At 62.1% G+C, this 22188-nt stretch carries 24 protein-coding genes and 1 tRNA gene; 13 read left to right on the top strand and 12 right to left on the bottom strand.

Translation table 11 applies throughout. The features are described 5' to 3' along the window. The first annotated feature begins 102 nt into the window (after positions 1-102). On the top strand, positions 103-1161 hold the full coding sequence (nadA, locus tag OCX61_RS06110) for a quinolinate synthase NadA (protein WP_261943016.1): 1059 nt from the start codon (positions 103-105) through the stop codon (positions 1159-1161). A 90-nt stretch (positions 1162-1251) separates the two neighbouring features. On the opposite strand, the gene OCX61_RS06115 is transcribed toward nadA, so the two are convergent. Next, entirely contained in the window at positions 1252-2688 is a 1437-nt protein-coding gene (locus tag OCX61_RS06115) for a M48 family metalloprotease (RefSeq protein WP_261943017.1), read from the bottom strand. A 118-nt stretch (positions 2689-2806) separates the two neighbouring features. Here OCX61_RS06115 and OCX61_RS06120 point away from each other — a divergent pair, with 118 nt between their 5' ends. Both OCX61_RS06120 and OCX61_RS06125 read left to right on the top strand, forming a co-directional pair. Next, on the top strand, positions 2807-3046 hold the full coding sequence (locus OCX61_RS06120; protein WP_261943018.1) for a sulfurtransferase TusA family protein: 240 nt from the start codon (positions 2807-2809) through the stop codon (positions 3044-3046). A 19-nt stretch (positions 3047-3065) separates the two neighbouring features. Further along, positions 3066-4136: an AI-2E family transporter gene (locus OCX61_RS06125; RefSeq protein WP_261943019.1), complete on the top strand. Its 1071-nt coding sequence runs from the start codon at positions 3066-3068 to the stop codon at positions 4134-4136. Positions 4137-4263: 127 nt separating this feature from the next. Here OCX61_RS06125 and OCX61_RS06130 read toward each other — a convergent pair whose 3' ends face one another. Both OCX61_RS06130 and OCX61_RS06135 read right to left on the bottom strand, forming a co-directional pair. After that, positions 4264-4737, bottom strand: a complete 474-nt coding sequence (locus tag OCX61_RS06130) for a peroxiredoxin (RefSeq protein ID WP_152954046.1) — start codon at positions 4735-4737, stop codon at positions 4264-4266. A gap of 11 nt (positions 4738-4748) precedes the next feature. Continuing rightward, positions 4749-5309, bottom strand: coding sequence for a glycine cleavage system transcriptional repressor (locus OCX61_RS06135; RefSeq protein WP_013973793.1), 561 nt, complete (start codon positions 5307-5309; stop codon positions 4749-4751). A gap of 260 nt (positions 5310-5569) precedes the next feature. Between OCX61_RS06135 and dapA the strand changes: the two genes are divergently transcribed. The 5 genes from dapA (at position 5570) to OCX61_RS06160 (ending at position 9271) form a co-directional block, all read left to right on the top strand. Beyond that, the gene (dapA, locus tag OCX61_RS06140; protein WP_261943020.1) at positions 5570-6457 is read left to right on the top strand and encodes a 4-hydroxy-tetrahydrodipicolinate synthase; all 888 of its coding nucleotides are present in this window, start codon (positions 5570-5572) and stop codon (positions 6455-6457) included. 15 nt (positions 6458-6472) lie between these two features. Then, positions 6473-7591, top strand: coding sequence for an NlpB/DapX family lipoprotein (bamC, locus tag OCX61_RS06145; RefSeq protein ID WP_079229333.1), 1119 nt, complete (start codon positions 6473-6475; stop codon positions 7589-7591). Further along, positions 7592-8350: an MBL fold metallo-hydrolase gene (locus OCX61_RS06150; protein ID WP_261943021.1), complete on the top strand. Its 759-nt coding sequence runs from the start codon at positions 7592-7594 to the stop codon at positions 8348-8350. A gap of 29 nt (positions 8351-8379) precedes the next feature. Then, positions 8380-9090, top strand: a complete 711-nt coding sequence (purC, locus tag OCX61_RS06155; RefSeq protein ID WP_003254733.1) for a phosphoribosylaminoimidazolesuccinocarboxamide synthase — start codon at positions 8380-8382, stop codon at positions 9088-9090. A 91-nt stretch (positions 9091-9181) separates the two neighbouring features. After that, positions 9182-9271: transfer RNA gene (locus tag OCX61_RS06160), tRNA-Ser, on the top strand. 71 nt (positions 9272-9342) lie between these two features. On the opposite strand, the gene OCX61_RS06165 is transcribed toward OCX61_RS06160, so the two are convergent. Both OCX61_RS06165 and OCX61_RS06170 read right to left on the bottom strand, forming a co-directional pair. Further along, positions 9343-11094 (bottom strand): hypothetical protein, encoded by a 1752-nt coding sequence (locus OCX61_RS06165; RefSeq protein WP_261943022.1) that lies wholly within the window; start codon positions 11092-11094, stop codon positions 9343-9345. A 528-nt stretch (positions 11095-11622) separates the two neighbouring features. Further along, positions 11623-11967: a BP74-related protein gene (locus OCX61_RS06170; RefSeq protein WP_261943023.1), complete on the bottom strand. Its 345-nt coding sequence runs from the start codon at positions 11965-11967 to the stop codon at positions 11623-11625. Between the two features lie 418 nt (positions 11968-12385). Here OCX61_RS06170 and mqo point away from each other — a divergent pair, with 418 nt between their 5' ends. Continuing rightward, positions 12386-14023, top strand: coding sequence for a malate dehydrogenase (quinone) (mqo, locus tag OCX61_RS06175; RefSeq protein WP_261943024.1), 1638 nt, complete (start codon positions 12386-12388; stop codon positions 14021-14023). A gap of 49 nt (positions 14024-14072) precedes the next feature. Here the strand turns inward: mqo and OCX61_RS06180 are convergent, their stop codons facing one another. From OCX61_RS06180 to OCX61_RS06200, 5 genes are read right to left on the bottom strand one after another with little or no spacing between them, the layout of a single operon-like run. Beyond that, a complete protein-coding gene (locus OCX61_RS06180) occupies positions 14073-14516 on the bottom strand; it encodes a hypothetical protein (RefSeq protein ID WP_261943025.1) in 444 nt (147 codons plus the stop codon). Between the two features lie 26 nt (positions 14517-14542). Continuing rightward, entirely contained in the window at positions 14543-14863 is a 321-nt protein-coding gene (locus tag OCX61_RS06185; RefSeq protein ID WP_261943026.1) for a branched-chain amino acid transport AzlD family protein, read from the bottom strand. After that, positions 14842-15543, bottom strand: coding sequence for an AzlC family ABC transporter permease (locus OCX61_RS06190; RefSeq protein WP_261943027.1), 702 nt, complete (start codon positions 15541-15543; stop codon positions 14842-14844). Before OCX61_RS06190 ends, OCX61_RS06185 begins: the two co-directional genes overlap by 22 nt. Next, positions 15540-16022 carry a GNAT family N-acetyltransferase gene (locus tag OCX61_RS06195; protein WP_261943028.1) on the bottom strand — a complete coding sequence of 161 codons (483 nt, stop codon included), beginning with the start codon at positions 16020-16022 and terminating at the stop codon, positions 15540-15542. Before OCX61_RS06195 ends, OCX61_RS06190 begins: the two co-directional genes overlap by 4 nt. Then, on the bottom strand, positions 16006-16752 hold the full coding sequence (locus OCX61_RS06200; RefSeq protein WP_261943029.1) for a 2OG-Fe dioxygenase family protein: 747 nt from the start codon (positions 16750-16752) through the stop codon (positions 16006-16008). The genes OCX61_RS06195 and OCX61_RS06200 overlap by 17 nt, the downstream gene beginning before the upstream one ends. A 202-nt stretch (positions 16753-16954) precedes the next feature. Between OCX61_RS06200 and OCX61_RS06205 the strand changes: the two genes are divergently transcribed. From OCX61_RS06205 to OCX61_RS06215, 3 genes are all read left to right on the top strand, one after another. Beyond that, positions 16955-17824, top strand: a complete 870-nt coding sequence (locus OCX61_RS06205; protein ID WP_261943030.1) for a LysR family transcriptional regulator — start codon at positions 16955-16957, stop codon at positions 17822-17824. A gap of 156 nt (positions 17825-17980) precedes the next feature. After that, the gene (locus OCX61_RS06210) at positions 17981-18625 is read left to right on the top strand and encodes a hypothetical protein (protein ID WP_261943031.1); all 645 of its coding nucleotides are present in this window, start codon (positions 17981-17983) and stop codon (positions 18623-18625) included. Beyond that, a complete protein-coding gene (locus OCX61_RS06215; RefSeq protein WP_261943032.1) occupies positions 18625-19236 on the top strand; it encodes a helix-turn-helix transcriptional regulator in 612 nt (203 codons plus the stop codon). Before OCX61_RS06210 ends, OCX61_RS06215 begins: the two co-directional genes overlap by 1 nt. Positions 19237-19357: 121 nt before the next feature. On the opposite strand, the gene OCX61_RS06220 is transcribed toward OCX61_RS06215, so the two are convergent. Beyond that, complete coding sequence (locus tag OCX61_RS06220) at positions 19358-19693, bottom strand: ArsR/SmtB family transcription factor (RefSeq protein ID WP_261943033.1); 336 nt, start codon at positions 19691-19693, stop codon at positions 19358-19360. Between the two features lie 51 nt (positions 19694-19744). Here OCX61_RS06220 and xenA point away from each other — a divergent pair, with 51 nt between their 5' ends. Then, positions 19745-20836 carry a xenobiotic reductase XenA gene (gene xenA, locus OCX61_RS06225; protein ID WP_261943034.1) on the top strand — a complete coding sequence of 364 codons (1092 nt, stop codon included), beginning with the start codon at positions 19745-19747 and terminating at the stop codon, positions 20834-20836. 104 nt (positions 20837-20940) lie between these two features. Here the strand turns inward: xenA and OCX61_RS06230 are convergent, their stop codons facing one another. Beyond that, on the bottom strand, positions 20941-22188 hold the full coding sequence (locus tag OCX61_RS06230; protein ID WP_261943035.1) for an NAD(P)/FAD-dependent oxidoreductase: 1248 nt from the start codon (positions 22186-22188) through the stop codon (positions 20941-20943).

A 22188-nucleotide genomic window follows, 5' to 3' on the forward strand; every position in this document is an offset into this window, starting at 1 on the left:
GGCCGTGGCGGCTTGCCTGCCGTCCGGCATCCTTAGCCGATCTGCCAGGGCCGGGTGATACACTCGATTTGACGCGCACGCGCGCCTGCAGGTCCAGCGATCATGACCCAGATTTCCGAACGCCTTTTGGTTCAGGCCCACCTTGACGCCAAGCAGCCCAACCCGCTGACCGCCGAGCAGGAGGCCGAATACCGTGCGGCCATCGCTGCCGAGCTGAAAGCGCAGAACGCCGTGCTGGTGGCTCACTACTACTGCGACCCGGTCATCCAGGCGCTGGCCGAAGAGACCGGCGGTTGCGTGTCCGACTCGCTGGAAATGGCCCGTTTCGGCAAGAATCACCCGGCCCAGACGGTGATCGTCGCCGGCGTGCGTTTCATGGGCGAAACCGCCAAGATCCTCACCCCTGAAAAGCGCGTGCTGATGCCGACCCTGGAGGCTACCTGCTCGCTCGACCTGGGCTGCCCGGTCGAAGAGTTCTCGGCCTTCTGCGACCAGCACCCGGAGCGCACCGTGGTGGTCTATGCCAACACCTCCGCCGCCGTGAAGGCGCGGGCCGACTGGGTCGTGACGTCGAGCTGCGCGCTGGAAATCGTCGAAAGCCTGATGGATAACGGTGAGACCATCATCTGGGGGCCAGACCAGCACCTGGGTCGCTATATTCAGAAGCAGACCGGTGCCGACATGCTGCTATGGGACGGTGCCTGCATCGTTCACGAAGAGTTCAAGTCGCGCCAGCTGGCCGACATGAAGGCGCTGTATCCGGATGCTGCGATCCTGGTGCACCCGGAGTCACCGGAAGCAGTGATCGAGCTGGCCGACGCAGTGGGCTCCACCAGCCAGCTGATCAAGGCGGCGCAGACCCTGCCGAACAAGACCTTCATCGTCGCCACCGACCGCGGCATCTTCTACAAGATGCAGCAGCTGTGCCCGGACAAGGAATTCGTCGAAGCGCCCACCGCCGGCAATGGCGCGGCGTGCCGCAGCTGCGCGCACTGCCCGTGGATGGCGATGAATACCCTGGAGCGGGTGCTCGACTGCCTGCGTAACGGCAGCAATGAAATCTTCGTCGACCCGGCGCTGGTGCCCAAGGCGATCAAGCCGCTGAACCGTATGCTGGACTTTACCCAGGCCGCTCGCCTGAAACTCTCCGGTAACGCCTGACGCTAGACCGAGTGGTCTTCTTCGCGGGTAAACCCGCTCCTACAGGGGAATGCGATCCCTATGGGAGCGGGTTTACCCGCGAAGAGGGCATCAGCGTCCCATCATTTCCTGAACCATGCGCCGCTGCTCCATGATCTCGCGCTGGCGCTGGTCGATCTGCGAAGCCAGCGGGAAGTTGCTGCCCGCCCGACGTTTGGCGTAATCGAGCTGCTGGATCGCCTGGTCGAAATCCCCCACTAGCGTGAAGTATTCCGCGCGCGCCCGGTGCAGGCCGATGGTGTTGCCCGACAACCCGCGCACTTCAGCCATGTCGTACCACACGTCCGGGTCGTCCGGCCGGCTCTTGAGCAGATCGTCCAGCACCTTCTCGGCCGCGGCCGGCTTGTTCTGCTTCACCAGCAGGTCGGCACGCACCTGTTTCAGCGGATAGTTGCCCGGGTATAGCCCCTGCATGCGCTCGGCGCGCTGCTGCGCATCGGCCAGGCGATTGTTGGTGATGTCCAGGTCGATCTGCGCGAGGTTGTAGGTGATGTCGTTGGGCGCCTTGGCCAGCAACGGCTTGAGGTTTTCCCGCGCTTCGTTGAGCTGGCCGCCTTTGATCTGGGCCAGCGCCAGGCCATAACGTGCAGCGTCGAGCTTCGGGTTTTCATCGAGCTGGGAGCGGAAACGCTTTGCCGCCAGGCCCGGGGTCTCTTCATAGGTAAGGGCCACGCGGGCGCGGATCAGCTGGTAGCGCGCACTGTCCTCGATACCCCCCTTGGGCGCCTGCTCGGCACGGTTGCGGGTGTCGGCAATACGGGATTCGGTCACCGGGTGAGTCAGCAGGAACTCTGGCGGCTTGGCGCCGTAGCGGTACTGCTGGGCCAGGCGTTCGAACATGGTGGGCATGTTGCGTGGGTCGTAACCGGCCTTTTCCAGGTTCTGGATACCAACGCGGTCGGCTTCCTGCTCGTTTTGCCGCGAAAAGCGCCGTTGCTCCTGGATCGCCGCCGCCTGGGTGCCGGCAATCATGCCGATGCCGGCATCGCCGGCGCCGCCGGCCGCCAGCACGATACCGGCCAGCAACGCGGCCATCATCGGCAGTTGCATGCGCTGCTGAGCCTCGACGCCACGGGCGAAGTGGCGCTGAGACAAGTGCGCCAGTTCGTGCGCCAGCACCGAGGCATACTCGCCTTCGGTACGGGCATTGAGGAACAGTCCGCCATTGACGCCGACGATGCCGCCAGGTGCGGCAAAGGCGTTGAGCTCGCGGCTGTCGATGAGGATGAATTCCAGGCGCCGGTCCTGCAGCTGGCTGGTTTCGGCCAGGCGGTAGACGGTGGTTTCGACATAGTCCTTGAGCTGCGGGTCGTTCAGCTGATTGACCTGGCCACGCAGCAGGCTCAGCCAGGCGCGACCGAGGTCGTGCTCCTGTTTTGGCGAGACGATCGCGGAGCTGGCGTCGCCCAGTGACGGCAGGTCGTCGGCATGGCCGGGAAGGGCCATCAGGCAGGCCAGCGCCAGCAGGGTGGGGCGCAGTAGATTCATGCAGAAGCTCGCGTCGATCAAAAAGCCTTACTGTAGCCGGGTCGCGCAGAGCCGACCAGTGGCGGTATGCTACCGAGCTTTTCCCACGACTGTTCGCCCCGCTCTGGAGACGCGCCCGATGAGTGAAACCCTGACCTGCGACGCCGAACTCGACGCCAGCGGGCTGAATTGCCCGCTGCCGCTGTTGAAGGCAAAGATGGAACTCAACCGCCTGGCCAGCGGGGCGGTACTGAAGGTGATCGCCACCGATGCGGGTTCGCAGCGCGACTTCCGCACTTTCGCCCAGCTTGCCGGTCATACCTTGCTGCATGAAACGGCCGAGGCCGGTACCTACACCTACTGGCTACGCAAGGCCTGAGCCAACCCAAGGATCGTCAATGTTCAAAGTGCTTCGCGACTGGATAGAGCGCTACTTCTCCGATGAGGAAGCAGTGGTGCTGGCGGTCCTGCTGTTCCTGGCCTTCACCGCGGTACTCACCCTCGGCGGCATGCTGGCGCCGGTGTTGGCGGGCATGGTCCTGGCGTTCCTGATGCAGGGCCTGGTCAACGCCCTGGAGCGCGTGCGGGTGCCGACCCGGTTTGCCGTGATGCTGGTATTCGCCCTGTTCATGGGGGCGCTGGCGGTGTTCATGCTGGTGCTGGTGCCGCTGCTCTGGCATCAGCTGATCACGTTGTTCAACGAACTGCCGGGGATGCTTGGCAAATGGCAGTCGCTGTTGCTGCTGCTGCCCGAGCGTTATCCGCACCTGGTGTCGGACGAGCAGGTGCTGCACGCGATCGAGTCGGTACGGGGTGAAATCGGCAAGTTTGGCCAATGGGCGCTGACCTTCTCGCTGTCGAGCCTGCCGCTGCTGGTCAATGCGATGATCTACCTGGTGCTGGTGCCGATCCTGGTGTTCTTCTTCCTCAAGGATCGCGAGCTGATCGGGCGCTGGGTCAGTGGCTACCTGCCGCGTCAGCGCACGTTGCTGAACCGGGTGGGCAGCGAGATGAACCGGCAGATCGCCAACTACATTCGTGGCAAGGGCATCGAGATCCTGATCTGCGGCATTGCCACCTACATCGCCTTCATCAGCCTGGGGCTCAATTACGCCGCGCTGCTGGCCCTGCTGGTGGGGTTGTCGGTGGTGGTGCCCTATGTGGGCGCGGTGGTGGTGACCGTGCCGGTGACGCTGATCGCGCTGTTCCAGTGGGGCTGGGGCGACCAGTTCATCTTCCTGATGACGGTGTACGCGATCATCCAGGCGCTGGATGGCAACGTACTGGTGCCACTGCTGTTCTCCGAGGCGGTGAGCCTGCACCCGGTGGCGATCATCTGCGCGGTGTTGCTGTTTGGCGGCTTGTGGGGCTTCTGGGGGATCTTCTTCGCGATCCCGCTGGCGACCTTGATCAAGGCCGTGCTGGATGCCTGGCCCAGGCAGGAACCAAGCGTTTCACCGATGCTTTGATGATGCTTTGATGTAGTTGGGGCCGCTTTGCGGCCCTTCGCGGGGAAGTCCGCTCCCACAGGATATTGCACAACACCTGTGGGAGCGGGCTTGCCCGCGAAGGGCTGCAACGCAGCCCCAATCAATCTCAAGCCTTGTTCAGGGCCTGGGCTGCCGCCAGCACGGCATCCACATGCCCGGGCACTTTCACCCCGCGCCATTCCTGGCGCAGCACACCGTCCTTGTCGATCAGGAAGGTGCTGCGGTCGACGCCCATGTATTCCTTGCCATACAGCTTCTTCAGCTTGATCACGTCGAACAGCTGGCACAGGGCCTCGTCCTTGTCACTGATCAGCTCGAACGGGAAGGCCTGCTTGGCCTTGAAGTTCTCGTGCGACTTGATGCCGTCACGCGACACACCGAACACCACGGTGTTGGCGGCGGCAAAGGCGTCATGCTGGTCGCGGAAACCCTGGCCTTCGGTGGTGCAGCCCGGGGTGCTGTCCTTCGGGTAGAAGTACACCACCACCTGCTGGCCCTTGAGCTCGGCCAGGCTGACGGTCTGGCCGCTGGTGGCCTGGGCCTGGAAGTCGGCGACGGGTTGGTCGAGTGCTACAGCCATGGTCGGTTTCCTTACATGGGGTTTTGTGGACGCCATGGCTCGATCAGGGCGTCGAGGTTCAGGGCGTCGGCGAAGTCCAGGAACTGGTCGCGCAGCCAGCTGATCTGCGTGCCGGCCGGCAGGATCACGGTGAACTGGGCGTTGAGCATGCTGCTGCCGGTCTGCGGTGCCAGGTAGGTGTCGCAGGTCATGGCTTCGAGCTCGACGCGGTGGTCGAGGAAGAACTGGCACAGCTCGTTGATGATGTCCGGGCGATAGGCGGCGCTGACGTAGGCCACGTAGGGCAGGGCCTGCGGGCGCACCTCCTGGTCGGCGCTGCGCACCACGTCGAGGGTCAGGCCGTGTTTTTTGCCCAGGCCCGGCAGCATGGCTTCGAGGCGGGCCAGGGCATCCCAGCTACCGCCTACCTGCAGCACCAGGGCGCTGGTCTCGCCGTGGCGGCTCAGGCGCGAGGTGACCACCGCGCAGCGGTTTTCGAAGGCGGCGCGGCTGAGGACGTTGGCCAGCTCCATGGGGTTCGGGCCCAGGGCGCTGATGACAAGGAATTGTTCGCGGACGGTGGGGGTGGACATGCAGCATTCCTAAAGCGATGAGCGGTCGGTGCAGGACGGGCGAAAGCCTCCTGTCGGCAGGGCCCGGGGCTCGCATGCGAGGACGTGGACGCTGGCCGCGGAGCAGGGTCGACGGCCCGGCGGGCCGCGCTGCACCGATCAAAGGGTCAAGGGTAGCGAAATAAGGCGCCGAGGGGAATGCTCCGCCCGCCTGCTTCGCTTGTGCAAGGCCGATGCCCCCAGTACCATTACCGCTCTCTTTTTCCGGCAGGAGCAGTTACATGATTGCGGGCAGTATGGTGGCGTTGGTCACACCCATGGATGCACAAGGGCGTCTGGACTGGGTCAGCCTCGACAAACTTGTAGACTTCCACCTGGAAAACGGCACCCACGCGATCGTCGCAGTCGGCACCACCGGTGAGTCGGCCACGCTGGATGTCGAAGAGCACATCCTGGTCATCAAGCACGTGGTCGAGCGCGTCAAGCGCAGCAAAAAGCCGATCCCGGTGATCGCCGGCACCGGTGCGAACTCCACCACCGAAGCCGTGCACCTGACCCAGAACGCCAAGAATGCTGGCGCCGATGCGTGCCTGCTGGTAGTGCCGTACTACAACAAGCCGACCCAGGAAGGCCTGTACCAGCACTTCAAGCACATCGCCGAAGCCGTCGACATTCCGCAGATCCTCTACAACGTGCCTGGTCGCACGTCCTGCGACATGCAGGCCGACACCGTGATCCGCCTGTCGAAGGTCAAGAACATCATCGGCATCAAGGAAGCCACTGGCGACCTGGTCCGCGCCAAGGCCATCCTTGACGGCGTCGACAAAGACTTCATCGTCCTGTCCGGCGACGACCCGACCGCCGTCGAGCTGATCCTGATGGGCGGCAAGGGCAACATTTCGGTCACTGCCAACGTCGCCCCGCGCGAAATGGCCGACCTGTGCGAGGCCGCCCTTGAGGGCAATGCCGAGAAGGCCCGCGCAATCAACGAAAAACTCATGCCACTGCACAAAGACCTGTTCTGCGAAGCCAACCCGATCCCTGTGAAGTGGGCGCTGGTGGAAATGGGCCTGATGCACAAAGGCATTCGCCTGCCGCTGACCTGGCTGAGCGAAGGTTGCCACGAAAAAGTCCGTACTGCCTTGCGCCAGTCCGGCGTACTGGTTTAAGAGGAAGTACACCGCATGAAGCGACTGGCTGGTCTTTCCGCGCTCGCCCTGATCATCTCCAGCACCAGTGGGTGTGGCTGGTTGTGGGGCGAGGATGGCTATTTCCGCGACCGCGGCAGCGATTACCTGCAGGCGCACCCGACTGCGCCGATGCAGTTGCCGCCGGACGCCGGCAACGTCAAGCGCCTTGACCCGTTGCTGCCGATCCCGCGCAACGTCGCCGACGATCGTGCCACTGGCGAGTTCGAAGTGCCGCGTCCGCAACCCCTGACCGCCGGCGCCGAAGCCAGCGATTACACCTTGCAGCGCAGCGGCAGCAGCCGTTGGGTACTGGCCCAGCACTCGCCCGCCGAAGTGTGGCCGGTGGCTCACCAGTTCTTCGAGGACAATGGCTTCCGCATTGCCGAAGAGCGCCCGCAGACCGGTGAATTCAACACCACCTGGCAGCGTTTCGACGAACTGTCGGCATCACTCGGCCAGCGTCTGTCGAGCACTGCCAGCAGCGGCGACAGCGAAGTGCGCGTACGCGTGCGCATCGAGCCCGGCGTGCAGCGCAACACCTCCGAGGTGTACATCGTCAGCGTCGAGCGCCCGGCCGGCAGTACCGCCGACACCGCGTTCCCGTCCACTTCGGCCAACACCGGCGCCGACGCGCTGCTGGTCGACGAAATGCTTGCCAGCATGAGCCGCAGCGCCGAGAAGGGCGGTTCGGTATCGTTGTTGGCTGCGCGTGACTTCGACGCCCCTAGCCGTGTCAGCCTGAGCGAAGACGGCAGCGGCAACCCGGTGCTGTTCCTCGGCTCGGACCTGGATCGTGCCTGGTCCGGCGTGGGCCGTGCCCTGGAGCAGGGCGGCGAGTGGCGTGTCGAAGACATCAACCGCAGCCTGGGCCTGTACTACATCAACCTGTCGGAAAAGCCTGAAGACAAGCAGAACGAACCTGGCTTCTTCAGCCGCATGTTCGGCAGCGCACCGACCAAGGAAGAGCGTGAAGCCCGAGCCGAGCGTTACCAGGTACGCCTGAGCAAGGTCGGCGAGAGCGTGCAGGTCACCGTCGAGAAGAACATCAACACCGTGGCCCCGGCCGATGTCGCCCGCCGCGTGCTGAGCGCCATTCAGGACCACCTGGGCTAAGTGCGCTTCGCGGTACTCGGAAGCGGCAGCCAGGGAAATGGCACGCTGATCGCCAGTGGTGACACGTTCATCCTGGTCGATTGCGGGTTTTCCCTGCGTGAGACCGAGCGGCGCCTGGCGCTGCTCGGGGTCTCGGCGGCGCAACTGAGCGCGGTGCTGGTGACCCACGAACATGCCGACCACGTGCATGGGGTGGGGTTGCTGTCGCGGCGCTACAATGTACCGGTCTACCTCAGCCAAGGCACATTGCGCGGCATGCGCAAGCCGGTGGAGGTGGCCGGTTTTCTCGCTTGTGGCCAGCGGCTGCAGATCGGCGCCCTGGAAGTGAGCGCGGCACGGGTCGAGCATGACGCCTATGAGCCGCTGCAGTATGTGATCAGCGACGGGCAGCGGCGTTTTGGCATGCTCACCGACCTGGGTTCGTACGATGCGCTGCTGCTCGATCGCTACCAAGGCCTGGACGCACTGCTGATCGAAGCCAACCACTGCCGCGACCTGCTCGCGCGCGGTCACTACCCGGCCTTCCTGAAGCAGCGGGTAGGTGGCATGCAAGGGCATTTGAACAACCACCAGGCTGCGCGCCTGGTGCAAGAGTTGGGCTGGAACAACCTGCAGCACCTGGTGCTGGCCCACCTCAGCAGCAAGAACAACCTGCCACACTTGGCCCGCCAGTGCTTCGTCGACACCCTCGGGTGCGACCCGGACTGGCTCCAGGTGGCGAATCAGGAACACGGGCTCGACTGGCGCGAAATCGCCTAGCCCAACACCTCAGCAAGCGGAGCCCAATCATGGAAAAACGCGAAGAACTTTACCGCGGCAAGGCCAAATCGGTTTACAAGACCGACGACGCCGACCGCTTGATCCTGCTGTTCCGTAACGACACTTCGGCGTTCGACGGCAAGCGCATCGAACAGCTCGACCGTAAAGGCATGGTGAACAACAAGTTCAACGCCTTCATCATGCAGAAGCTCGAAGAAGCCGGCGTGCCGACCCAGTTCGACAAGCTGCTGGGCGACAACGAGTGCCTGGTGAAGAAGCTGGACATGATCCCGGTCGAGTGCGTGGTACGCAACTACGCCGCCGGCAGCCTGGTCAAGCGCCTGGGCGTGGAGGAGGGCATCAAGCTGGAGCCATCCACCTTCGAGCTGTTCCTGAAGAACGACGAGAAGGGCGACCCGTTCATCAACGAATCCCACGTTGTCGCCTTCGGCTGGGGCACCGCCGAGCAACTGGTCGAGATGAAGAAGCTGTCGCTGAAGGTCAACGAAGTGCTGAGCAAGCTGTTCGATGACGCCGGCCTGCTGCTGGTCGACTTCAAGCTGGAGTTCGGCGTATTCCACGGCCAGATCGTCCTGGGTGACGAGTTCAGCCCGGACGGCTGCCGCCTGTGGGACAAAGAGACCCGCAAGAAGATGGACAAGGACCGTTTCCGCCAGGGTCTGGGCGACGTGATCGAAGCCTACGAAGAAGTTGCCAAACGCCTGGGCGTGCCGCTGTAAGCTGCGCGTTCACGCAAGCGCCTGATACCACGCGATTTTTTTTGAAAAAAGGTTTGCCTTTTAAAAAATCGCTGGTATGATGCGCGGCATTGGAGAGATGCCGGAGTGGTCGAACGGGACGGATTCGAAATCCGTTGTACTGGCAACAGTACCTAGGGTTCAAATCCCTATCTCTCCGCCATACAAGATGAAGCCCCGCAGATTAACGTCTGCGGGGCTTTTTCGTTTCTGCCGTGTACCGATCGTTTCAACTCACCAGGGGGTTGGCTCCAGCGCACCGACACCGCTGGGGGTGGTGCTGCCTTCGCCATTGCGCAGGAACGGCAGGTGCCAGAAGTCATTGGGCACGATCTCGTCCCCTGGTTTGACGTTTTCCGGGAAGATGAACTCGAACACCGGTGCCACGTACTGCCCGGCAGTCAGCCCGTTGGCCACGGTCAGGCGGCTGGCGTTCTGCAGGCAGCTGTCGACCCCGGGTTGTGCCAGGGTGTTGGTGGGCACGCAGAGGGAGCGAGCCATTACCCGCAGGGTACGGCTGGGTTGGCTGAGCAGTCCGGTCGGTGCCTTGGACGCACGCAGCCGCGCGCGTTGTGGCTGGGCCCCGACGTTTTGCGTGGTGATCCCGCCTGAAGCACCGGCACAGGTAGCCGCCAGCACGGTGGCAGGGTCACATTCGCCGGTCATTTCAAACGGCGTGATCCAGCGGTTGCGTTGTACGCCAGTGGCGGGGTCGACATCGATCAGGTAGATGTCCACCGGGGTCTTGACGTCGGTAGTCTCGGCTTCCAGGAAGATGCGGTCCTGGGTTTCCTGAGCGGCACCGTTTACCGCAACCAAGGCCGGGTCAGCCGTGCCGACGCCGAACTCGCCAATGGCCAGGTAGCTGGGCTGACTGCCCGGCTGGGTGTAGATGCCGAGGTTGGCCTCGATGGTGTGGGCGGAGATGAAGTCTGGCACACCCGCGGTGGTCGATTTGAACAGCGTGCCGGAGTAGGTGATGAAGTCGCCGACTTCGAACGGTACCTGTTGCGTCGGGTCCGGGTCGGTCGCGGTGCGGGTCGGGTCACTGAAGCGCTTCATGACGAACTGGCTGCAATACAACTGGCCTGCCTTCGGCGGTGTCAGTTCACCCGACGCAGGCAGCGCCACGCCGGCCTGGGCAAAATTGCGGCAGTTGTTGGTGGTGGTCGGGGTAACCACTTTTGGCCGGTTTTTCTGTGGGCACAGCGGGTCGTCACCGGTACGCGGCACGCACATCGGGTAACCCGTTGCCGAGTGGATGGTCGGGTTGGCGTCATCCACCGAGAAGCGCGGGTCGGGGCTCTGGGCCCGACCGAAACGCCCGTTGGGGTCATTGATCTGCAAGACGGTCGGTTGCGGCGAGTTGCTACTCGTCACTTCTATATTGCCTGTGGTCAGGTCAATCCTGCTGATATAGCCACTGCCGACCTGGGCCGATTGCTGGGAGACGAAGATCAGCCCGGCAATTTGTTTGCCGGCGACTGTATTGCCGACAACATGCACTTCAAAAGAAGGGTAGGTAGCTGGTAGTTGTTTGAGGCCCAGGGGGCCGCCGTGTACGAACTCAGCCCAGGTGAGTGTATTGGCGGGCATCTGGATGACCGAGTTGCAGGGCACGGTAATGGTTGTGCCATTGACCACAACGGTGCCGCCCAAACGGTTCGGGTTACTCGTGTTGGGGCAGTTGCTGTTGCTGCTGTCGACCGTCATGTCCTGAATGAAGCCGGTGATGTCGAAGCCATGAATGGCCAAGGGGTCGACAAAGATCGGGTCAGGCAATGTAGGCGTAGTGAAGGGTGATGGGGTCCCCTTGACCGGCTTGTCGGTCCCGCCCTTGGCCCAGGCATCGCCAGGCCCGGCAATACTCAAGGCCAGTGCGGCGACTACTGCCCCGGCAAGCAGTGCCGGGCGAGCGAAGCGCGTGCTGAGCCGCGTTTGAGCGGGGACTGCTGCTGACGTCTTGATTCCTGCAGATGTGCTCATAATGGTCTCCGAAATGCTGCCAGCCTCGTTGCAAGCATTCGATCTACCGATAGAGGGCTCGTGTTGCACGAACGCCTGTGCAATAACTACGGAGCGATACGGATATCGAATAACCGGCTCGTCATGGAATTCCGAGTCAGGGGATTTCCATCGATCTCGAGCGGCGATGTACTGGCCGGTTCCGGACATGGTCGCGAGAGGGAGTTCCTTGAGCCATAACGGTCAAAGCACGTGTTGTGCCAGTGCCAGGTTGGAAAGGCGACCCGCGTAAAACTGTTACCAATTGTAAAAAATATATTCACAACGCCTGTGTTCACGAACTGGGCAACCCAGTTCTGGGGGCGCAACACCAGAATTGGGTGATGGAGGGCATGTAATGCGACGTATATTGCTACTTCCCGGATTCAAGGCGCTTGGCAATAAAAAAGCCCCTGGCAATTATCAGTTTCCAGGGGCCTTTTCTGCTGCTGTGTTTACAGCGAGGTAGCCAGTGTGGGCTTCTGCAGGTCGGCCTGCTCGTTCAGCGGGTCATTCCTTGATCTCGCGGGTCAGTCGTGAAGACCATGGGCACCAATGCAAGCCCGGCAGGAAGGCGCCGCCGGCTTCATCGAGGTGTTCTTCAACATACTGAGTGGTGGCGTCACACACCTCGATTGCCATCTCGAAGAAGTTGATCGTGTCCGGGTCCAGGTAGAAGCTCCAACGTGGGTTATAGGGTTGCGGACGCTTGATCAGGCGGCCATGGACGTGGACCTTGCTTTTCTCTTCGCCGGACAGGATGCGGCGTGCTTCCTCGATGCGCCCCGGGTTGGTCAGCTTGAAGATGAACTCTGGGGCGTTGTCGGCGGTGGTCAGTGCGAAAAAGGCTTCCATGCAGTGTCTCCTTGAACCTGAGTGAGTGCCGAAATGGCATGTTGCGCACTCAGGTATAGAGCGCCAGGTGACGGGTGCAAATGCCAACGTTGACCTGTTCACGTTTTGGACGTTCGGGTGCCGCGGCTTTGTGAGGTTGTTCACGTGCCACACCAGGATAGATGTTCCCCCGGCGTGACAACCTGCCGCTGGGGCAAATTGCCTACTTGACCTGGGGTTCATCAATTTGTTTGTGCTGGCATTTCGGTTACAATCGGCGAAACGATTCAGCTTTGTCGGTCAATTCGACGAAAGCCTGAGTCGTTTTCTGGTTCTCTGGCTGCTGAACAATCAACTACAACAAGCCTGCGCTGAAGAACAAGGAATACTCTGGGCCAGCCACAGGCCCAACCTCCGTTCTACTGACTGGAATTGATCAATGTTCAAGAAAGCTGGCAAGACCTTGCTGGGTCTGGCTGTCGCTGCGAGCTTCATGCAAGCGCACGCCGCAGAAACCAAGAAAGTCGATGTGCTGCTGGTCGGCGGCGGCATCATGAGCTCCACCCTGGCCGTGTGGCTGCACGAGCTGGAGCCAAGCTGGTCGATGGAAATGGTCGAGCGCCTGGACGGCGTCGCCGAAGAAAGCTCCAACGGCTGGAACAACGCCGGTACCGGCCACTCCGCGCTGGCCGAGCTGAACTACACCCCGGAAGACAAAGACGGCAACGTCAACATCTCCAAGGCCATCGAAATCAACGAAGCCTTCCAGATCTCCCGCCAGTTCTGGTCGTGGCAGGTTCGTCAGGGCGTGCTGAAGAACCCGCACTCGTTCATCAACACCACCCCGCACATGAGCTTCGTCTGGGGCGATGACAACATCAAGTTCCTCAAGAAGCGTTACGACGCGCTGCAGGCCAGCCCGCTGTTCCGCCCGATGCAGTACTCCGAGGACCACGCGCAGATCGCCAAGTGGGTCCCGCTGATGATGGAAGGCCGTGACCCGAACCAGAAGCTGGCGGTCACCTGGACGCCCATCGGCACCGACGTCAACTTCGGCGAAATCACCCGCCAGTTCGTTGGCCACCTGCAGACCCAGAAAGGCTTCGAGCTGAAGCTGTCCAGCGAAGTGCAGGACATCACCCGCAACGAAGACGGCTCCTGGCACGTCGAGTACAAGAACCTCAAGGATGGGACCGAGTCGGCCACCGACGCCAAGTTCCTGTTCATCGGTGCCGGCGGCGGCGCGCTGAAGCTGCTGCAGAAGTCGGGCATTCCTGAAGCCAAGGAATACGCAGGCTTCCCAGTGGGCGGTTCGTTCCTGGTAACCGAGAACCCGACCGTGGCCATGCAGCACATGGCCAAGGCCTACGGCATCGCCTCGACCGGTGCGCCACCCATGTCGGTACCGCACCTGGACACCCGTGTGCTGGACGGCAAGCGCGTGATCCTGTTTGGCCCATTCGCTACCTTCTCGACCAAGTTCCTGAAGAACGGTTCGTACCTGGACCTGCTGAGCAGCACCACCACCCACAACGTGTGGCCGATGACCAAGGTCGGTATCGACCAGTACCCACTGGTCGAGTACCTCGCCGGTCAGCTGATGCTGTCGGATGACGACCGCTTCGAAGCCCTGCGCACCTACTTCCCGAACGCCAAGAAGGAAGACTGGAAGCTGTGGCAGGCCGGTCAGCGTGTGCAGATCATCAAGCGTGACGAAGAGAAGGGCGGCGTACTGAAGCTGGGCACCGAAGTGGTGGCTTCCCAGGACCGCACTATCGCTGGCCTGCTGGGCGCCTCGCCAGGTGCCTCGACCGCCGCGCCGATCATGCTGAACGTGCTGGAAACCGTGTTCAAGGAAAAGGTCGCTACCCCTGAGTGGCAGGCCAAGATCAAGGAAATCGTACCGAGCTACGGTACCAAGCTGAACGATTCGGCAGCGGCCACCCAGAAAGAGTGGAACTACACCGCTGAGGTGCTGCAGCTGGAGAAACCACCGGTGATCGACGACAGCGTCGGTACCACCGTTGCGCCGAGCAAGCCGGTTGAAAGCAAACCCGAGAACGACATGGCGCTTTGATCAGGCGATGTGTGTGAGAAAAAGCCACGGGTGACCCCCGTGGCTTTTTTTATGGCTGTTTCGGCATGTCGCTGTCGATGGCAAGCTCCTGCAGCACCTCGGTCAGGTTGAGGTCTACAGCCAGTGCCAGAAAACTCACGCCACCCTCGTCACTGACGGGGAACACTTTCGCCTCGGTGGCCGCCCTGAGCACCACCTGATCGCCGTGCATGACGTGCAGTTCCGTACCATCGGCCATTTCCAGCTTCAAGCTTCCCGAAGTGGCGAACAGCAGCAGGTCGTTGTCCGTGCTCAAGTGCGCAGCTGCATGCAGGTGGCGGTACTCGGCGATCCAGCCATCGCGCAAGAACGTCTTGCTCAAGGCATAGGCCAGTGAGCACTCCAGCGACAGGTCAGCCATTTCATCGATCACCCGGTCACGTGGAACCTTGGGCATCAGGCGGGAAAATTCACTCAGGTTGGTCAGGGTGACTTTCCGGCGAGCAAGGCTCATAGCGGTTTCCTTTTCACATCCGGGCCTCAAGCCAACAGCGTGATCGCCACGTGCCCAGCAACGCCGGCACACACGCTGTAGATCAGGCTTCTCGACCAGAGTGCGACGATGACCACCGGAATGGCTGCCAGCAAGTCAGCATTCAGGCCCAGCAGCGAACCATCCTTGGCTACCAGCAGGGCCGGTACGGTGATGCTGGCGATGATTGCCACCGGCAGGTATTCAATGACGTCATTGAACAGCTTGGGGGACTTCTCCATCTTCAACAGAAACGGTGTCGCGCGGGTCAGGTAGGTGATGGCAGCCATCAGCATCACCGCTGCGATCAGGTAGTTCTTTTCAGGCATAACCCGGCTCCACAGCCTACGGCGGTTGCGATGAATACGTTGAGGGGCGAGGGCGCAAACATGTTCAGCAGGCACGTGGTAACGATCACCACCAACGCGATGATGGCTTTGGTGAAGGTGCTGCACAGCGATATCAGCACGAAGATCATCATGGCGGTCAGGGCATAGTCCAGCTTGAACTGGGAAAACCGGTTCAATGCATCCGAGGCCACCGCACCAAACACCGCACCGGCGATCCAGCTGGCATGGCAATAGGTATTGAACTGCAGCAGATAACCAGGCGAGGTCGGCCTGCCGTTTTCCAGGCGTTGGCTGTGGAAGGCGAAGGACTCATCGGTCAGGCCGAACGCGTACAGCAACTTCTGCGGCTTGCTGATCGGCAGTTGTGCGCTGCGTTTGGACATGTACATCGCCATCAGCATGTGCCGCGAATTGATCAGCAAGGTCGACAAGGCAATGGTGATCAGCGGCGCGCTGCTGGTCATCAGTGCCAGGGCGGCGAACTGCGCTGCCCCGGCGTAGACGAACAGGCACATGGCGGCCGGCAGCCACAAGGGCAGGCCGGCGTTGATGCACATGACACCGAACACGAAGCTGACGACGAAATAGCCGGTGACGATCGGCAGGGCGTCGACCAGGCTCTCCTTGCGCGAGGTGGTCAGCAACACCGACGAGGTCACAGGTCGACCTCGCAGGTGATTTCACCACGGGTTTGCAGGAAGCCTTGTTTCTGCCAGAAGCTCAGTGCGTTGACGTTGTCCTCTTCAACGAACAGAAACACCCGGCGAATACCGTGCTGGCGGAAGTCGCTGAGAATCGAATTGGCCAGTGAGGTGCCGATCCTGCTCTGGCGATAGTCCGGCGCCACCGCCATGTGGTTGATGGTACCCCGGGTGCCCATCAAGCCCCCTGCGACCGCGCCGACGATGCTGCCGGTCTGGTTCTCGGCCACGTAGCAATAGGTGTGCTCGGTGCCGAGCAAACCCTTGAGCAGCCCTTCGTCCTGCCAGTCGCAGAACGAGGTCTCCTCGAAGCGGCGGAAGAAATCGACAATCTTGCGGGCCTGGAAGGGCGTGGCTTTCTTGATGCTCAAGCCATTGATGTGTTCGGCCGGGAACAACTTCGGCGTCGTACCGATGTAACTAGTCGATAATGTCATGCTCGCTGCCCGGTCGAGAGAAGGAAATCGCGATGATCTGCCGATAGCCCATTTCAGAGTTACTCGGGTTGATCGCCGGCGTGACGTAGTGCTGCAGTTCGCGATCGAGGAAGTACGTGGTGTCGAGAATATTCAGGTACGTGCCGGAATCGATCACATTCGACTGTTTGTCGTAGATCTTGCTGGTGGCACCCTCGACGTTGTGACGGCCCCAGAAGTGCACGCCGCTGAACGGATAACCGTCGCAGTGAATACCTTCTGGGGTGATTTCGATTTGCGCCCCTGGTTTGATCTCGATACGGATCTGGTGCACCTGGCATTGCCAGTTGACCGTGTGCAGCTCTTTGGGCAGCACAGCTTTATAAACGTCGAAATCCAGGCGAATCAGCGAGCGGAGTATCGGTGAGTTGAACACGTCGGCGGAAATGTCATCGAAATGGCGCGCCATGCCGCCGACATAGTTGTTGTGCGCCTCCGATTGTTCATAGGCACGGTGATTGAGCTGGCACAGCTCACCGGTGACCGGGTTGAAGTCGAAGTCACTGTAACGGCGGTAGCGGGTGCCTTTTTCAGCCTGGCCGTAATAACGGTCGATCCCCATCGTTTCCCAACTTTTGGAAAACTCGACAAACTCTTTGAAACCGCCGTTCAACGTATAATCACTGCCCATGACGTTGACCGTCTTGTTTTGTCGCAGGGCAGCATCGATGTTTCTGTTAAGTGTCAGCATGGCCATCTCTTCTTATTTAAAGCTGGCGAAAATCTAACAGTTGGAGTGCGCGCCGAAACTTCACTTTTTTTTGACGTGCCTCAACCGTTGCTTGCTACCCGGCCGGCGTGCACCGTTAGTGGGCAGACAGTGCCGGCTGTTGTGCGTTATCCTCGTGGCTTTCGTAGGCGGTCTGCGTCAGCGGAATGGGGAGGGAGATTGAATGGACATCAAGGTGCTCAAAAACATCGTGAACGTCGCCCGAACGGGGTCGATCACCGATGCGGCCGAACAGGTGCATGTCACGGTCCAGGCCTTGGCCGCTCAGTTGAAAAAGCTCGAAGATCATTGCGGCTTCAAGTTGTTCGACCGGACCAACAAAGGGGTATCGCTGACCCAGGAAGGTGTGGGTATCCTGCCGCACGTCCTGGAAATCGTGCGCTCTTCCGAGCGCATGCAGTTGAAGATCAATCAGTTGCGCCAGAGCCGGAATCAGCGCCTGCCGTTGCGCGTTGCCTTGAACAGCACGCTGTCGATGGAAATCAACCAGCAGATCATGGCCGGCGTGGTCAGCAAGTTGTCAGGCTACAACCCTATCTTCAGTTGCTCGGAATCGCCCGACAACCTGACCAAGCTGGCCAAGGACGAAGCGGACATGGTGGTGGTGCTGGGCGACAGTGTTCCCGAGAACTATCATTCGGTACCGCTCAAGGGCTTGCGCATCGAAGTCGTCGCCTCGTCTTCCAGCAATGACCGTTCAGCGCCCTGTGCGGTGATCAAGCCATTGCCCGAGTGCCCATATTCCTCGATTTTCTCCCGCTTCGCCGAGCGCCGGCCCGGCATGCTGGAGGCTGCAACCGTGTTCCACTCCGGCAGTGAGATCGTCAGTGTTTCCATGATCAAGAGCTTTGGCGGCGTGGGTGTGCTGTCGCGTGCGGTTGCCGAGGCCAACGAACTGTCCATCTGGCCTGGCTTCTCCGATTTTCTCGATGTGTACCTGATCATGAAAGAGCCGTGGATCATCGAAGAAGAGTTCACGCTGTTCGGCGCGATACCCACACCCATACGCAGTTTTGACGCCATCAGCGCCTGACTTTGCAGGGCCGCACGCAGAAGCCACCGGGGAACCTGTGGCTTCTTGCTTTCAGCGGATAGACCATTGATCGGAATATCGTCGTCGGCCCGATAAAAACATATTTTGATGCTTAAATTAATCTTGTCAGTCGATCCCCTCCAGGAGGGTGCCGTCATGAACATCAAGATTGCCGCCTTACTGCTGCTCGCCCTGTGCGCCCAGCCGGCATGGAGCCAAAGCTACTCCTACTCCTCTGCAACCCCCGCCGCCAAACCCGCTGAATCCGCTGCAATGACCATGCGCATGGCCCTGCGCGATCTGTGGGGCGAGCACATCTTCTGGGTACGCAACTATGCCGTCGCCAACCAGGCCGGCAATGCCAAGCAGGCCGCAGTCGCCGCCAACGAAGTGGTGGCCGACGCCACCAGGATCGCCAACAGCATCGCCCCGCTGTACGGTCAGGCCGCCGCCGACCAGTTGCTCAAGCTGCTTGCCGGCCACTGGGGGGCGATCAAGCATTACAGCGATGCCACCGTGGCCAAGGACAAGAAGGGCCAGCAGGCTGCCGTCAACGACCTGGGCAGCAATGCCAAAGCCATAGCCGCGTTCCTGGCCAACGCCAACCCGAACCTGCCGGAGCAGACCCTGCTGACCTTGCTCAGCGCCCACGGTGGCCACCACGTGGCGCAGATCGATCAGCTGGCCGCCGGTGACTACGCTGGCGAGGCGCGCACCTGGGCGATGATGCGCGAGCATATCCTGACCTTGTCCGACGCCCTCACGGCGGCACTGGTCAAGCAGTTCCCGGACAAGTTCTGATGCTCGAAGGCCTGGGTCGTACGCAACAGGACCTGCTCCACGCGTTGCTGCATCAGCCAGCCGGCATGAGCATCGACGAGCTGGCGCAGGCCCTGGCCGTTACCCGCACGGCGGTGCGCCAGCACCTGGCCGCACTGGAGCGCGACGGCCTGGTCAAGCGCGGCGCTACCCGGCCCACCGGGCGCCGGCCGGAGCAATTGCACCAGCTGACCGAGCATGGCCGCGAGTTGTTTCCACGGCAGTATCCACTGCTGGCCAACCTGCTGATTGGCGAAGTGGCTGGCTTGATGGGGCAGGACGCCTTGATGGCGCTGATGCGTCGGCTTGGGCGCATGCTGGCGGCGGACATGGAGCCTGAGGTGGTGGATGAAGCGCGGATCGTCGAGCACATGAATGCGGCGGGGTACGAAGCCGAGGTGTTTTTCCGTTCTTCAGGCGAGCCGCAGATCGTGGCGCACAATTGCGTATTTCATCACCTGGCCAAGGCGCATCCAGTGGTGTGCGAGCTGGATCTGGCCTTGATCGGCACGCTCGGCGGCGCCGAGGTCAGCCATGAGGAATGCATGTTGAGGGGCGGGCAGGTGTGCCGGTTTGCCCTGCGCAAGGAGTGATGTTGCCTGTACTGGCCTCTTCGCGGGTAAACCCGCTCCCACAGGTACGGCGCTGCCCTCTGGCTTTGCACTTTCCTTGTGGGAGCGGGTTTACCCGCGAAGAGGCCAGTACAGGCTGAAATCAGTTCTGCCGCAGTATGCAGTCCAGCAACCCTGGAAACCGCTCGGCCAGCATTTCGCTGCGCAGCGAATTCATGTGGGTGGTCCCGACATTGCGGGTATGCACCAACCCCGCATCACGCAACACGCGAAAATGGTGCGACATGCTCGACTTCGGCCGCCCGCCATCGAGCTCGCCGCAGCTGGCCTCGGCCACGCCGGCCAGGTGGCGGACGATGCCCAGGCGCACCGGGTCGCTCAGTGCATAGAGCACACGCTCGAGAATCAGGTCTTCAGGGTTGGGATGTTGGTAGGCTCGCATGACCGACATGATAACGGGGGTTTCATTAATTGCCATAGTTCGATTATGATCGAACTATCGTATTCAGATGATCCTCGGAGTTTGCCCATGTCTGCCCTGTTCCAACCTTACTCCCTCAAAGATGTCACCTTGCGCAACCGCATCGCCATTCCACCGATGTGCCAGTACATGGCCGAGGACGGCCTGATCAACGACTGGCACCAGGTGCATTACGCTGGCCTGGCCCGTGGCGGCGCCGGCCTGCTGGTGGTCGAGGCCACCGCCGTGGCGCCGGAAGGGCGCATCACCCCCGGCTGTGCCGGGATCTGGAGTGACGCCCATGCCCAGGCCTTCGTGCCGGTGGTGAAGGCGATCAAGGCAGCAGGCTCGGTGCCGGGCATCCAGATTGCCCACGCCGGGCGCAAAGCCAGCGCCAACCGCCCATGGGAAGGGGACGACCACATCGCTGCCGACGATGCTCGCGGCTGGGAAACCATCGCCCCGTCGGCTGTCGCCTTTGGCGCGCACCTGCCGAAGGCACCGCGCGAGATGAGCCTGGACGACATTGCCCGGGTGAAACAGGATTTCGTCGACGCCGCGCGCCGTGCGCGTGATGCCGGCTTCGAGTGGATCGAGCTGCACTTTGCCCATGGCTACCTGGGGCAGAGCTTCTTCTCCGAGCATTCCAACCAGCGCACCGATGCGTACGGCGGCAGCTTCGAGAACCGCAGCCGCTTCCTGCTGGAAACCCTGGCAGCGGTGCGCGAGGTGTGGCCGGAAAACCTGCCGCTGACTGCGCGCTTCGGTGTACTGGAGTATGACGGTCGTGACCAGCAGACCCTGGATGAGTCCATCGAGTTGGCGCGCATGTTCAAGGCCGGTGGCCTGGACCTGCTGAGCGTCAGCGTTGGCTTCACCATTCCTGAAACCAACATCCCATGGGGCCCGGCGTTCATGGGGCCGATTGCCGAGCGCGTACGTCGTGAGGCGGGCCTGCCGGTGACGTCGGCGTGGGGCTTTGGGACGCCGCAGCTGGCTGAGGCGGCCTTGCAGGCCAACCAGCTGGACCTGGTATCGGTAGGCCGCGCGCATCTGGCCGACCCGCATTGGGCGTATTTCGCGGCCAAGGAACTGGGTGTTGAGAAGGCCTCCTGGACCTTGCCGGCACCTTATGCACACTGGCTCGAGCGCTATCGCTGAACTCGCATGGGGCTGCTTTGCAGCCCATTCGTGGGTGAACCCGCTCCCACAGCTACGGATTGCCCCTGTGGGAGCGGGCTTGCCCGCGAAGAGGCCGGTGCAGGCTAGAATCGTTCCAACCGGTAGGCTGCGGTCTGCGAACCGGCCGACTGCTCAGCCAGCCCCCCCACCCATTCCGCCGTCACCGCCGCCTGGGTCAGCCCCAGATGCTGATGCCCGAACGCCAACAGCACGCGGCCATCGCACACCCGATCGATCACCGGCAACGAGTCCGGCAGCGACGGTCTGAAGCCCATCCATGGCGTTGCGCCTTCAGCACTCAGGTCCCGCTGGAACAAGCCCTTGCTCAACCGGTGCAATTGCCACGCCCGCTGCATGCTCGGCGGGGCATCGAGCCCGGCAAATTCCACCGTGCCGGCCAGGCGCAGCCCGTCCGCCATGGGCGTCATGATGAACTTGCGCTCCAGCGAGGTGACCGCGAAGGGCAGCCGTTGCTGCTCCTGCGGCAGCATCAGGTGGTAACCGCGCTCGGTGTCCAGCGGCACATGCTTGCCGGTCAGCGCCGCCGTCAGCTGCGCAGAATGTGCGCCGCAGCTGAGCAGCACCTGGCGCGCCTGGAACGTGCCTTGGTCACTGGCCAGGCTGACCCCGTTGCCGTGCAGTTGCCCACCCGCAACCCGCGCCTGGACGAAACGCACACCGCTGGCCCTGGCAGCCTCGAACAGTGCACAGACCACCCGGTACGGGTCGATGAAGTGCCCGGTACGCGGGAAGAACAAGCCACCCAGCAGCGCAGGGTTGAGCTGCGGTGCTGCCTCGCGCACGCTTTCGGCCGACCAGAAATCCACCGCCACGTTCTGCTGCTGCATGCGCGCCTGCAAGGCTTGCAGCGCCTGGCGCGACTCGGGCCGTTCGAACACCAGCAGCGAGCCATCTTCCTTGAACAGCTCGCTGTGCCCGATCGAGCCGAGCAAGCGCTGCCAGGCTCCCAGGCTGCCTTCGTTCAGCGCGCGGATACCGGCCACGCTGCGCTGGAACGGCGCCGGGCGCAGGTTGAGCAGCAGCCGGGTGAACCAAGGCATGGCCTTGGGCAGGTACTTCCAGTCCAGGCGCAGCGGGCCCATCGGGTCGAGCAGCATGCGCGGCAGGCGCTTGAGGATCGACAGGTCGGCAATGGGGAACACCTGCTCGGTGGCCAGGTGCCCGGCATTGCCGTAGGACGCACCATGGCCGGGCGGCTGGTGGTCGAGCAGCAGCACCCGTCGGCCCTGGCGGGCCAGTTGCAGGGCGCAGGCAACGCCAACGATGCCTGCGCCCACCACGGCGATATCGGTTTCAGGGGCGTCGACCAT

The sequence above is a fragment of the Pseudomonas sp. LRP2-20 genome (genome assembly GCF_024349685.1).
Taxonomy (GTDB): domain Bacteria; phylum Pseudomonadota; class Gammaproteobacteria; order Pseudomonadales; family Pseudomonadaceae; genus Aquipseudomonas.